The sequence below is a fragment of the Ralstonia sp. NFACC01 genome, from assembly GCF_900115545.1.
Classification (GTDB): domain Bacteria; phylum Pseudomonadota; class Gammaproteobacteria; order Burkholderiales; family Burkholderiaceae; genus Ralstonia; species Ralstonia mojiangensis.
Map to the genome: position 1 here is coordinate 1 of NZ_FOWV01000014.1, position 13,223 is coordinate 13,223.

At 65.7% G+C, this 13,223-nt stretch carries 10 protein-coding genes; 7 read left to right on the top strand and 3 right to left on the bottom strand.

Annotated features, from left to right (window positions below; genetic code table 11):
- Positions 1 to 189: hypothetical protein (locus BM136_RS25525; protein WP_217649369.1), on the top strand; the 189-nt coding region annotated here is incomplete at its 5' end.
- A 187-nt stretch (positions 190 to 376) separates the two neighbouring features.
- On the opposite strand, the gene BM136_RS23570 is transcribed toward BM136_RS25525, so the two are convergent.
- Entirely contained in the window at positions 377 to 1,087 is a 711-nt protein-coding gene (locus BM136_RS23570) for a pyridoxamine 5'-phosphate oxidase family protein (protein WP_092976507.1), read from the bottom strand.
- A 65-nt stretch (positions 1,088 to 1,152) separates the two neighbouring features.
- Between BM136_RS23570 and BM136_RS23575 the strand changes: the two genes are divergently transcribed.
- Both BM136_RS23575 and BM136_RS23580 read left to right on the top strand, forming a co-directional pair.
- Positions 1,153 to 2,622: a MocR-like pyridoxine biosynthesis transcription factor PdxR gene (locus BM136_RS23575; RefSeq protein WP_092976510.1), complete on the top strand. Its 1,470-nt coding sequence runs from the start codon at positions 1,153 to 1,155 to the stop codon at positions 2,620 to 2,622.
- Between the two features lie 297 nt (positions 2,623 to 2,919).
- Positions 2,920 to 6,480: an indolepyruvate ferredoxin oxidoreductase family protein gene (locus tag BM136_RS23580; RefSeq protein ID WP_092976513.1), complete on the top strand. Its 3,561-nt coding sequence runs from the start codon at positions 2,920 to 2,922 to the stop codon at positions 6,478 to 6,480.
- A 75-nt stretch (positions 6,481 to 6,555) separates the two neighbouring features.
- Here the strand turns inward: BM136_RS23580 and sbcB are convergent, their stop codons facing one another.
- The gene (sbcB, locus tag BM136_RS23585) at positions 6,556 to 7,995 is read right to left on the bottom strand and encodes an exodeoxyribonuclease I (protein WP_092976516.1); all 1,440 of its coding nucleotides are present in this window, start codon (positions 7,993 to 7,995) and stop codon (positions 6,556 to 6,558) included.
- A 147-nt stretch (positions 7,996 to 8,142) separates the two neighbouring features.
- Between sbcB and adhP the strand changes: the two genes are divergently transcribed.
- Positions 8,143 to 9,165: an alcohol dehydrogenase AdhP gene (gene adhP / locus BM136_RS23590; RefSeq protein ID WP_092976519.1), complete on the top strand. Its 1,023-nt coding sequence runs from the start codon at positions 8,143 to 8,145 to the stop codon at positions 9,163 to 9,165.
- A 59-nt stretch (positions 9,166 to 9,224) separates the two neighbouring features.
- A complete protein-coding gene (locus BM136_RS23595) occupies positions 9,225 to 10,220 on the top strand; it encodes a 2-hydroxyacid dehydrogenase (protein WP_092976522.1) in 996 nt (331 codons plus the stop codon).
- Positions 10,221 to 10,229: 9 nt separating this feature from the next.
- Here the strand turns inward: BM136_RS23595 and BM136_RS23600 are convergent, their stop codons facing one another.
- A complete protein-coding gene (locus tag BM136_RS23600; protein WP_092976525.1) occupies positions 10,230 to 10,859 on the bottom strand; it encodes an HD domain-containing protein in 630 nt (209 codons plus the stop codon).
- 128 nt (positions 10,860 to 10,987) lie between these two features.
- On the opposite strand from BM136_RS23600, the gene BM136_RS23605 reads away from it, so the two are divergent.
- Both BM136_RS23605 and BM136_RS23610 read left to right on the top strand, forming a co-directional pair.
- Positions 10,988 to 11,719 (top strand): Crp/Fnr family transcriptional regulator, encoded by a 732-nt coding sequence (locus BM136_RS23605; RefSeq protein ID WP_092976658.1) that lies wholly within the window; start codon positions 10,988 to 10,990, stop codon positions 11,717 to 11,719.
- A 95-nt stretch (positions 11,720 to 11,814) separates the two neighbouring features.
- A complete protein-coding gene (locus BM136_RS23610) occupies positions 11,815 to 13,065 on the top strand; it encodes an MFS transporter (RefSeq protein ID WP_092976528.1) in 1,251 nt (416 codons plus the stop codon).
- Positions 13,066 to 13,223: the final 158 nt, after the last annotated feature.

The window sequence follows — 13,223 nt, forward strand, 5'->3', positions numbered from 1 at the left end:
CCGCTCACAAAAATTCAAGGCGCCATCAAGGGCTCAACGTCAAAAGAGAAAGGCCAACCCATCGCGCGGTTGGCCTTGTCGTTTGGGCTGGCGCCCAGAAGGTTTGGCTTTTGTTTGTTGACTTTCCCTGCCCCAGATGGCGCCTTGAATTTCTGTTGCAGGGAGGAAAAAGGAAGGGAAACTGTCTGAGCGAAGCGAGTTTTTCCCTTCCCCTCCCTGCGACAGAAATTCAAGGAGGGGGTCGCCATCTCGGGCGCGCATTTCTTTGCTTACTTTCTTTGGGCAAGACCAAAGAAAGTGAGTCAGCCCCGGCAGGGGATGAAACAAGGGATGCACCACCACGACCAAAACAAAAACAACTAGCACCCCACAGACGTCACGACATCACCACATCCCCCACCGGCGCGCGGGCACTGTCCTTCCACTCCCGCACGTAGCTGGGTGTGCCTGCTGGCGCCGCCTCCACAACAGGCGGCAGCGGCAGCAGCGCCATCGGCAGCACACCAGCCCACACAGGCAGGTCAAGGTCCTCAGCATCGTCCTTCGGACCACCCGTGCGCACTTTGCACGCAGCCTCATCCAACGGAATGCGCAGCACGGTCGTGGCGGCAAGCTCCTTGGTATTGCCGGGCCGTGCCTGTTGCGAACGGCCCGGCGCGAGGACTTCCATGAAGGTATCGAGCACCGCAGGCTTCTGCGCATCGGGCACGACTTCGAACGCGCCATAGATGACCGCCGAGCGATAGTTCATCGAATGGTTGAACGCCGAGCGCGCCAGCACCAAGCCATCGATGTGCGTGATGGTCACGCAGACCTGCGCCCCGCTGCCGGCCAGCTTAAGCATGCGGCTGCCGTTGGAACCATGGATGTAGAGGTGATCGCCCTCGCGCCAGCACGCGGTCGGGATGCAATGCACGCCATGCTCGTCGGCGAAGGCGATGTGGCAGACGTAGGCCTCGTCGAGGATGGCATGCAGCGTGGTGCGGTCGTAATGGCCGCGGTGCGCGACGCGGCGCACGCGGGTGCGCGCGGTGGGCGATGTGGGTTCTGTGCTCGACATGCAAGGCTCCGAAATCGTAATCGACATGCCGACGATAAAAAAACCGTGGCACCATGCATAGACCCACCAAAATGCAGAGTCTTGGAGCCACGATGGATTACGGCGTCCTGCTGTCGAACTACGAACGCACCGCGATGCACGGCGAGGGCGTAGCCCGCGCATCACAGCAGCATCGGCTATATGCCTGCCTGCGTGCAGCCATCCTCAGCGGACAGATCGAGGAAGGCACGCGCCTGGCGCCATCGCGCACGCTGGCCGAAGAGCTGGGCATCGCGCGCAACTCGGTGCTCTACGCTTACGAGCAACTCGCCACGGAGGGCTTTGTGCTCAGCCGACGGCAAGGCACGGTGGTAGCGCGCGTCGGCCTGCAGCAGACGCCCGCGCAAGCGCCCGCAGCCCCGGGCCAGCTGTCGCGCCGCGTGAAAGACCTCGAACGCCCGCGCGGCGGCATGGACGACCTGCTGCCCTTCTTGCCCGGCACGCCCGCACTGGATGAATTCCCGCTGGCGCAATGGCGCCGCTGCATGGAACGCGGATGGCGTCGCATCGGACCTGGGCAGATGGGCTACGGCCCGGTCGAAGGCAATGTCGCCCTGCGCCAGGCCGTGGCGGAATACCTCCGCGTTTCACGCGGCGTGCGCTGCGACGCGTCGCAGGTGTTCATCACCGACGGCACGCAGAACAGTCTCGACATGTGCGCCCGTACGCTCGCGGATGCGGGCGATACCGCGTGGATCGAAAACCCCGGCTACTACGGTGCGCGCGCCGCCTTGCAGGCCGCAGACATGCGATTGGTACCGATCAGCGTCGACGCCGATGGCCTCGCCCCGCGCGAGGAAGACTGGCACGATACGCCACCCAAGCTCATCTACATCACACCGTCGCACCAATACCCACTGGGCGCGGTGATGAGTCTGGAGCGCCGTCTCGCGCTCATCCAGCACGCATGCGCAGCCGGCGCGTGGATCATCGAAGACGACTACGACAGCGAGTTCCGCCACACGGGTGCGCCGCTATCGGCCGTGCAGGGCCTGACCGAAGATGCGCCGGTCATCTATCTCGGCACGTTCAGCAAGATGCTCTTCCCGGCACTGCGCCTCGGCTATATGGTCGTGCCGCCCGCGCTGGCGCCCGTGCTGAAAAAGACGGCAGGTGCGCTGATGTTGCGCGGGCGCGTAGCCGAGCAGCTCGCGCTGGCCGAGTTCATCGAGGCGGGACATTTCACGCGGCACCTGCGGCGCATGCGTCGTCTGTACGGCGAGCGCCGCGATGCGCTGCAGACGGCCATCGAACGGCACCTCGACGGTGTGGTGACGGTGTCGGGCGGCGCAGGCGGCATGCACCTCTCGGCACGGCTCGACGCGCCGGTGCGCGATACCGAAGTCAGCCGCGCCGCACGCGAGCACGGCATGGTGCTGCGCCCGCTGTCGCGCTTCTGCCTGCCGGGAACCTTCACCGCGCAGTACAACGGCCTGGTGCTGGGCTATGGGAATGTGCCTGCCCAAGCAATGGACGGGCTTGTCGTCCGCATGCGGGAAGTCATCGAACGCCTCGCGAATTGATTCCGACCGTGGCGGTGCGTCGCGAAAGCGCATTGCCCGGCCGGCTTTGCCGCAAACGTTGCATGCACCGCACAACCGGTGCAACCCCGTCGTCCAGCGCTGTGCATGCATGCACCGGACGCCACAACCAAGGGAAAACCCACCCCCATTCTTGCTGCGTTGCACGGTGTTCGGAATGTCACGCGATGCTACGATGCCTCGACCCACGGCTGTCTGCCAGTTTCCACAAGAAGCGGCGCAGGCGGCACCAAAAGAGACCTGCTGTCGGTGATCCCGACACACCCACCCGGAGCACGCATGAATGCCCCTCTGAACGACGCGCTACGCCGCGCGCTCGAAACCGTTTCCCTGGACGACAAGTACACGCTTGAGCGTGGCCGCATCTACATCAGCGGCACGCAGGCACTGGTGCGTCTGCCGATGCTGCAGCAGGAGCGCGACCGCGCCGCTGGGCTGAACACGGCGGGCTTCATCTCCGGCTACCGCGGCTCGCCGCTGGGTGCGCTGGACCAGGCCCTGTGGAAAGCCAAGAAGCATCTGGCGGGGCACAACATCGTCTTCCAGGCGGGGCTCAACGAAGACCTGGCCGCCACGGCGGTCTGGGGCTCGCAGCAGGTCAATCTGTATCCGAACGCGAAGTTCAGCGGCGTGTTCGGCATGTGGTACGGCAAGGGGCCGGGCGTGGACCGCACGATCGACGTGTTCAAGCACGCCAACTCGGCCGGCTCGTCCGCGCACGGCGGCGTGCTGGTGCTGGCAGGCGATGACCACGCCGCCAAGTCGTCCACGCTGGCGCACCAGTCCGAACACGTCTTCAAGGCGGCCGGCATTCCGGTGCTGTATCCGTCCAACGTGCAGGAATACCTCGACTACGGCCTGCATGGCTGGGCGATGAGCCGCTACTCCGGCCTGTGGGTCTCGATGAAGTGCGTGACGGATGTGGTGGAATCGTCAGCTTCGGTGGATGTCGATCCGCACCGCGCGCAGATCATCCTGCCGGAAGATTTCGTCATGCCGCAGGGCGGGCTGAACATCCGCTGGCCCGATCCGCCGCTGGTGCAGGAAGCGCGCCTGCTCGACTACAAGTGGTACGCCGGCCTGTCTTACGTGCGTGCCAACAAGCTCGACCGCGTGGTGCTCGATTCGCCGCAGGCGCGCTTCGGCATCATGACGGCCGGGAAGGCGTACCTCGACGTGCGTCAGGCGCTGGTCGACCTCGGCCTCGATGAGGAAACCTGCCGCCGCATCGGCATCCGCCTGTACAAGGTCGGCTGCGTGTGGCCGCTGGAAGCGCACGGCGCGCGGGCCTTTGCCGAAGGGCTGCAAGAGATCCTGGTGGTGGAAGAGAAGCGCCAGATCCTCGAATACCAACTGAAGGAAGAGCTGTACAACTACCGCGACGACGTGCGCCCGCGCGTGTACGGCAAGTTTGACGAGCGCGACAACGCCGGCGGCGAATGGTCGGTGCCGATGGCCAACTGGCTCCTACCGGCGCACTACGAACTGTCGCCTGCGCTGATCGCCCGCGCCATCGCCACACGTCTGGAAAAGTTCGAGCTGCCGTCGGACGTGCGCGCACGCATCGCCTCGCGCATCGCCATCATCGACGCCAAAGAGAAGGCGCTTGCCAAGCCGCGCGTTACCGCCGAGCGCAAGCCGTGGTTCTGCTCGGGCTGCCCGCACAACACGTCGACCAACGTGCCCGAAGGCTCGCGCGCGCTGGCCGGCATCGGTTGCCACTACATGACCGTGTGGATGGACCGCCGCACCGACACCTTCAGCCAGATGGGCGGCGAAGGCGTGGCGTGGATCGGCCAGATGCCGTTCTCGGGCGATCAGCACGTGTTCGCCAACCTGGGCGACGGTACGTATTACCACTCGGGCCTGCTGGCGATTCGCGCATCGATCGCCGCCAAGGTGAACATCACCTACAAGATTCTCTACAACGATGCCGTGGCCATGACCGGCGGCCAGCCGGTCGACGGCCCGCTGTCGGTGCCGCAGATCGCCGCACAGGTGCATGCGGAAGGCACATCGCGCATCGTCATCGTCACGGACGAGCCCGAGAAGTACAACGCCGCCATCAAGCTGCCCGAAGGCGTGACGGTGCACCACCGCGACCGGCTCGACGCGATTCAGCGCGAGCTGCGCGAGGTGCAAGGCACCAGCGTGCTGATCTACGACCAGACCTGCGCCACCGAGAAGCGTCGTCGTCGCAAGCGCGGCACGATGGCCGACCCGGCACGCCGTGCGTTCATCAACGACGCGGTGTGCGAAGGCTGCGGCGATTGCTCGGTCAAGTCGAACTGCCTGTCGGTCGAGCCGCTGGAAACGGAGCTGGGCACGAAGCGCAAGATCAACCAGTCGTCCTGCAACAAGGACTTTTCGTGCGTGAACGGGTTCTGCCCGAGCTTCGTGACGGCTGAAGGTGCGCAGGTGCGCAAGCCGGAATCGCACGGCGTGTCGATGGAAGGCCTGCCGCTGCTGCCGCATCCTGAGCTGCCTGCCATCCAACGCGCGTATGGCGTGCTGGTGACCGGGGTGGGCGGTACGGGCGTGGTCACCATCGGTGGCCTGCTCGGCATGGCCGCGCACATCGAAGGCAAGGGCGTGACCGTGCTCGACATGGCGGGCCTGGCGCAGAAAGGCGGCGCCGTGCTCTCGCACGTGCAGATCGGCGAGCGTCCGGATTCGATTCACGCCACGCGCATCGCCATGGGCGAGGCGGACCTCGTGATCGGCTGCGACGCGATTGTCTCGGCATCAGACGAAGTGCTGTCGAAAGTGCAGCACGGTCAGACGCGCGCCATCGTCAACAGCACCGCATCGCCCACAGCTGACTTCATCAAGAACCCGAACTGGCGCTTCCCGGGCAGCTCGGCCGAGGCGGATATCCGTGCGGCCATCGGCGACGCCTGCGCATTTGAAGACGCCAACACGCTGGCCGTGCGCTTGCTGGGCGACGCCATCTACACCAACCCACTCGTGCTGGGCTTTGCGTGGCAGAAAGGCTGGCTTCCGCTGACACACGACGCGCTCATCCGCGCGGTCGAACTCAACGGCGTGGCCGTCGAGAAGAACAAGACCGCGTTCGAATGGGGCCGCCACCTCGCGCAAGACCGCGATGCGGTGCTCAAGCTCGCCGGCGATGCGCCGCGTGCCAAAGCCGACGTCATCGCCCTGCCTTCGCTGGACACGCTGATCGCCCGCCGCGTTGATCTGCTGACCGCGTACCAGAACGCAGCGTATGCCGCTGAGTTCCGCGCGGTGGTGGAACGCGTGCGTGCAGCGGAAGCTGCCGTGGTGGGTGCCGGCCAACCGCTGGCGTTCACGGAAGCTGTGGTGCGCAACCTGTCGAAGCTGATGGCGTACAAGGACGAATACGAAGTCGCTCGCCTGTACACCGACCCGGCATTCCTCGACAAGCTGCGCGCGCAGTTCGAAGGCGAGCCCGGCCGCGACTACCAGCTCAACTTCTGGCTTGCGCCGCCCATGATTGCCAAGCGTGACGAGAAGGGGCACCTGGTCAAGCAACGCTTCGGTCCGAACACGATGCGCGTCTTCAAGCTGCTCGCCAAGTTCAAGGGCCTGCGCGGCACGGCGTTCGACATCTTCGGCAAGACCGAAGAGCGCCGCACCGAGCGCGCGCTGATCGGCGAATACCGAGCACTGGTCGATGAGCTGGTGAAGGGACTGACCGCTGACAAGCTGGCTCAGGCCCTGGAACTGGCCCGCCTGCCGGAGGACATCCGCGGCTTCGGCCATGTGAAGGAGGCCAACCTGGCTGCGGCGCGCATCCGCTGGAACAAGCTGCTCGCGCAATGGCGCGATCCGGCGGCGGCACAGCGGGCGGCCTGATCGGCGCCAAGCGTTCGGCAACGCCAATAAAAAACGGAGGCTTCGGCCTCCGTTTTTCTTGATGCGTCGGCTTCGTCAGCCCGGCACGATCTGCTGCGCGTAGTCGTACAGATCCTGCAGGATGGTCTGCGCACGCGTGTCGCCGTTCTCCGCCGCTTCCGCGCCCAACTGTTGAAGCCGCTCGCCGAAAATTTCGAAGGTCATGTAGCCGTCACGGCCTTCGAACAGCCGCTCGGCGCGCAACTGCTCCCACTGCTCGTATTCCTCTTCGTTCAACGTCTCGGGGAAGTTGCGTGCGCGGTAGCGGAACAGCAACTCGGGCAGGCGTGCATCGGCAAAGTCCGCATGCAGGCGCGCGAGTTGTTCGCCGCTGAGCGTGCGCAGCTCGTTGAGCATGCGGCGGTCGTCGTTGCCGACAAATCCGCCGTAGAGGTTCTGGTCGACGTCTTCAATCGGCTCCAACTCGCGGGCGTACACCTGGCGCCACGTGTCGCGCATGTCCGGCGCCCCCTGCGCGATGGCGGCGTGGCGTTCAATGGTGGCGAAGTCGATGCCCCAGCGTTCTGCCTGCGCGGGCTGCAACGTCTTCATGTTGCTGATGACGATGGGCGACTTGTTGATGTGGATCGACTTGATCGGCAGGCGTGTGGTGCCTTCGGCCAGGTCAGCCGTACGCGTGAACATGCGCTCCCGGATCGTCGCAACGTCCATGTGGAACAGCTCGGACGGGTCGAACGCCAAATCCCACACGATCAATTCGTTCTTGTTGGTCGGGTGCCCGCCCAGCGGCCACACCACGGCCATGCAGCCGCGCTCCACGCCGTACATGCCCGAAATGTGCAGCAGCGGCCGCGGCGCATCGCCGATCTCGGCCACCACGCGATCTTTCTTGCGCAACGCCAGGCAAAAATCGAACAGGCGCGGCTGTGCGTTGCGAATGAGGCGCGCCAGCGCAATCGTCGCGCGCACATCGGATACCGCATCGTGCGCCGCATCGTGCACCAGGCCGTTGGCTTTGGACAGATGCTCCAGCTTGAAGCTCGGCCGGCCGTCTTCGTGGGTCGGCCATTGGATGCCTTCGGGGCGCAGGGCCCACGTGGTGCGCACCACGTCGAGCAGATCCCAGCGCCCGCATTCGTTCTGCCACTCGCGTGCGTACGGGTCGATCAGGTTGCGCCAGAACAGGTGGCGCGTCACCTCGTCGTCAAAGCGGATGGTGTTGTAGCCGACGCCGATGGTGCCGGGCGTGCCGAGTTCACGCTCGATGGCCTGGGCGAACCGGTATTCCGGAATGCCCTGCCGGGCGCACTGCTGCGGCGTGATGCCGGTGATGAGGCACGACACCGGATCGGGCAGCCAATCGTTGGACGGCTGGCAGAACAGTTCGACCGGCTCGCCGATTTCGTTCAGTTCGGCATCGGTGCGGATGCCGGCAAACTGCGCTGGGCGATCACGGCGCGGCACGGCGCCGAAGGTTTCGTAGTCGTGCCAGAGGAAGGTGGGAGTGACGGGCAAGGCAGCGGCTCGTTTTAAAGACTGAAGATGCCGGCATGCTAACAGTGTTGCCGATCCCGCTCGGTCGCCCTGGCGGTTGACTCACATCAACCCGCACCGGGCAGGCGTCGACCAGACTGGTATCTCCCCCCAACCAGGAGATGTCTCATGGCCCAGTCGATGAAAGCTGCGGTTGTCCACGCGTTTGGCGAACCCTTGCGCATTGAGGAAGTGCCGGTTCCCACACCTGGGCGCGGGCAGATTCTTGTGAAGATCGCGGCCTCGGGCGTCTGCCATACGGACCTGCACGCCGCGGAGGGCGACTGGCCCGTCAAACCAAGCTTGCCGTTCATCCCCGGGCACGAAGGGGTCGGCTATGTGGCGGCGGTGGGCGAAGGCGTCACCGCCGTCAAGGAAGGCGACCGTGTGGGTGTGCCCTGGCTCTACACCGCCTGTGGCCACTGCGAGCACTGCCTGAGCGGCTGGGAAACCCTCTGCCACGAGCAGCAGAACACTGGCTACTCCGTCAACGGCGGCTATGCCGAATACGTACTGGCCGATCCGAACTACGTCGGCCACCTGCCCGCGCAGGTCAGTTTCGAAGAAATCGCACCGATCCTCTGCGCGGGGGTGACCGTCTACAAGGGCATCCGCATGACCGATACGCGGCCCGGCCAGTGGATCGCCATTTCCGGCATTGGCGGGCTGGGACACGTGGCGGTGCAGTATGCGATCGCCATGGGCCTGCACGTGGTGGCGGTAGACGTGGCGCCAGACAAGCTCGCGCTGGCTCGCGAGTTGGGAGCAAAGCTCGTCGTCGATGCCTCGCAGCAGGACCCCGCGGCCGTGATTCAGAAAGAGATCGGCGGTGTGCACGGCGTGCTCGTGACGGCGGTGTCGCGCAGTGCCTTTGCACAAGCGCTGGGCATGGTGCGGCGCGGTGGGACGATCTCGCTCAATGGCCTGCCACCGGGCGATTTTCCGCTGCCGATCTTCTCCACGGTGCTCAATGGCATCACGGTACGCGGCTCGATTGTCGGCACGCGGCGTGATCTGCAAGAGTCACTGCAGTTTGCCGCCGAGGGGCTGGTACGCGCCCACATTCACCGCGACAAGCTCGACAACATCAACCAGGTGTTCGCCGATCTGAAGGCCGGCAAGGTGGATGGCCGCATCGTCCTGACGCTCTGAGTGCCGTCACCGGGCGGTGCGAGTAAGCTGCAGGCATCACGTCCGCTTGCCCCACCGCCATGCGCATCCTCTTTTTCAGCAGCCACCGTTACGACGAAGACAGCTTCCGCGCCTCACTCGCGCGCGGCGGTCACAGCTTCGACCTCGTTTTCCAGCGCGCGCACCTTGATGCGCAAACGGCGTCCCTCGCAGCGGGCTTTGCAGTGGTGTGCCCATTCGTGAACGACGCGCTCAACGCGGAAGTGCTCGAAGCGTTGGCAGCGGGCGGCACGCGCCTGATCGCGCTGCGCTCGGCAGGCTTCAATCACGTCGACCTGCCGGCCGCCCAGCGCCTGGGGCTGACGGTGGTGCGCGTGCCGGCCTATTCGCCGCACGCGGTGGCGGAACATGCGGTCGGCATGATCCTCACGCTCAACCGACGGCTGCACCGTGCCTGCAATCGCACGCGCGAAGGCGATTTCTCATTGGATGGATTGCTGGGCTTCGACCTGGCGGGCAAGACCGTCGGCGTAATCGGCACCGGGCAGATCGGCCAGGTGTTCGCGCGCATCATGGCGGGCTTCGGCTGCCAGTTGCTGGCATTCGATCCGTTTCCGCAGCCGTCGCTGGCGGCGCTGGGCGTGCGTTACGTGCCGCTGCCGGAATTGCTCGCGCAGGCCGATATCGTCAGCCTGCATTGCCCGCTCAACGCTGGCACGCATCACCTGATCGACGCCAGCGCGCTCGCCAGCATGAAGCCGGGCGCCATGCTCATCAACACGAGCCGCGGCGGCCTGGTCGACAGTCCCGCCTTGATCGACGCGCTCAAGAGCGGCCAGCTCGGGCACCTCGGGCTCGACGTCTACGAAGAAGAGGCCGATCTGTTCTTCGAAGACCGCTCCGCCGACGTGCTGCAGGACGACGTGCTGGCGCGGCTGTTGAGCTTTCCCAACGTCATCGTCACCGCACACCAGGCGTTCTTCACGCGCGAGGCGCTGGCGGGCATTGCCGACACCACGCTCGCTAACGTGGCGGCCTGGGTGGCTGGCGCGCCCGTCAATGTGGTGAAGGCCTAGGCCGGCACATCACGCTGCCGCGGCTTTCGGCTGCGACAGTTCGCTCTCGCCTTCCCTCACGTAGATAGAGTTGCGTGGCTTGGCCAGCACGCGCCGCACCATCGGCTCGAAGAACGACAGCGGCAGGTTGTCGTAATCCGGCATGAAGGCCGCGGCGTCGTATTTGGCGCAGAACTCGGCGGTGCGCTCGAACAGCTCGGGCTGGCTGCGGTACTGCTCGCGCAGGTTGCGGTCGAGCCCCAGATGGTGGAAGAAGTAGTAGCCCTGGAAGATGCCGTGCTTCTCGACCATCCACAGGTTTTCCGGGCTCACAAACGGCTTGAGGATGGCCGCGGCGATGTCCGGGTGGTTGAAGCTGCCCAGCGTGTCGCCAATGTCGTGCAGCAGCGCACAGACCACATATTCCTCGTCGCGGCCGTCGCGGTGGGCGAGCGTGGCGGTTTGCAGGGAATGCGCGAGACGATCGATCGGGAAGCCGCCGCAATCGCCGTCGAGCAGCTTCAGGTGCGCGAGCACGCGGTCGGGCAATGCGCGGGCATAGGGCATGAACTCGGCCGAGATGGCGGCCCAGTCCTCGCGGGTGCCTTGCTCCATGTTGGAAAACGTTGCGCGCGGGGCAGTGTGCTTCGGATCAGTCATTGGGGGTGTCTCCTTCGTCGCCGGAATGGTCGCGTCGGTGCCGCGTCGTATTTCTTGAATGGCTGGCTGCGCGGCTAGCGGACCATTCTCTGCCCGGCGCTTGCATGCAGACTGTCAAGCGTTTGACAATGATCGGACCGCCCTCGCCGCATCCTGCCGCCATGCCCGCAGACGCCTCCCATACCGCCGCCGCGCCCACGCCCGCACAGCTCGCGCAGGGCTGGCTGCGCGACGCCCCCGCCGATCTGCTGGCCGAGATCGCACCCACCGCGCGCCTGGTCACCTACCCTGACGGCGAATGCATCCACCCGCACGGCGGCCCTGCGCAGGGCATGTTCCTGATCGTGCGCGGCCGCGTGCGCATCAGCCGGACGACCGACGGCGGCAGCGAACTCGTCTACGGCGTGCTGCGCGCGGGCGAATGGTTTGGCGAGATCGCACTCATCGACGGCGGTGGCCGCACGCACAGCGCCCATGCGCAGGGGCCGACCACGCTCATCCTGCTGGGCAGCGCGGCGTTTGCGCGCGTGGTGTCGGCCTACCCCGCCGGCATGTGGGCGCTGATGCAGCAGCTCTGCCAGCGCATCCGCCTGATCTTTGACGAGTTCGAGCACGCCAGCGAAATGCCCGCCGATGCGCGGCTCGCCCAACGGCTGCTGCAGCTCGCCCGTGCCGGCGATGGCCGCACCGTCGCCGCCAGCAATGAAGAGCTGGGCCGCATGCTGGCACGCTCGCGGCAGACGATTTCCAAGTACCTGCAGGCGTGGCAGCGCGCAGGCTGGATCCGCTGCCATTACCGGACGGTGGAGGTCGTCGACACGGCAGCTTTGCGGATGCTGATCGACGGCCATGCCTCCTGAGCGCGCCCTGCGCAGGGGGCACGCGCGCCGCAACCTGCGCCGATAGAATGGATTCTGGCCGCGCAGATCTGCCCGCCTCCACCACTCCCACCTCCATGAACTCCATGTTCTCGCCCGGCTCGCCCGAGGGCCGGCGCCTTGTGTTGCTGCTCGGCTTCGCGCAGATGGTCTCGTGGGGCACGCTGTACTTCAGCTTCACCGTGTTTCTGGCGCCGATGCACGACACGCTCGGGTGGGCGCGGCCGTTTTTGGCGGGCGGATTCTCTCTCGGGCTGCTGGTCTGGGCGCTGTGCTCGTTCTGGGTCGGGCGCGCGCTGGACCGCTGGCCTGCGCGCCGCGTGATGGCTGCAGGCACGGTACTGGCGGCCGGCGGCCTGCTGGCGTGGTCATTTGTCTCAGATGAGACGGCCTTTCTGCTGCTCTGGTTGCCGATGGGCTTGGCGATGGCCACTACGCTCTACGACCCCGCCTTCGTCGTGCTTCGCCAAGCGTTTGGCGATGCGTACCAGCGCCCGATCATCGGCCTCACGCTGATTGCCGGGTTCTCCAGCACGCTGTGCATTCCGCTCGCGCAATGGGGCGTGGAGCACCTCGGCTGGCGGCACACGCTGCAGCTTTTTGCGCTGGCGCATGTGCTGATCTGCTTGCCGATCCATGCGCGCCTGCGCGTGCGGCCGCCCATGCTCGCCCCTGCAGCAGCGCTTGACCCGGCAGCAGCGGTGCATGCGTCGGCATGGCGCATGGTGTTGCGCTTGCCGGTGTTCTGGGCGGTGGTGCTGGCCTTCGTGGCCACCAGCCTGATCGCCACCGTGCTCGGAGCGCACCTGATTCCGCTGTTGACGGAGAAAGGCGTGCCGACCAGTCGCCAGTTGCTGATCGCGGCGCTTATCGGTCCCGCCCAGGTGCTCGGGCGGCTGGCCATGATGCGGTCGCGCCCGGCGCACCCGGTGCGCATTGCACCGTGGACGTACGGGGCCATGGCTGCAGCCCTCGTCTTGCTGGCGCTGTCCAGCGGGCCGCTACTGATCGTATTTGCGCTCGTCTACGGGGCAGCCAACGGCATCAACACGATGGTCCGCGCGATTGCGATGCCGGAGCTGGTTTCGCGCAACCAGTACGCCACGCTCAACGGCCTGATGATGACGCCCGTGCTGCTGGCGCAGGCCAGCGCCCCTTGGCTGGGCGCACTGCTCTGGCGGGCCAGCGGCGGCTATGCAGCGGTCGAATGGGCGATGGTGACGGCCGCCCTCGTCGCACTCGTGGCCTTCGCCTACGGCTTGCGAAGCGCGCGAAAACGCACCGTACCCACCGCTGCGACGCGCACCAAGGTGACGCAATCGCCATGACGCATTCACCACTTTCAACGCAGAAGATTGCTTTTAGGAACCTTTGTAAGCGCACATCTGTCTTGAAACATGGGACGTGATGTTTCATTCTCATAGCAGAGACGGTCCGCTTTTTGCGAGACTGCCGACGGAGGAAGCGCCTTGTCACAGGTTCATGT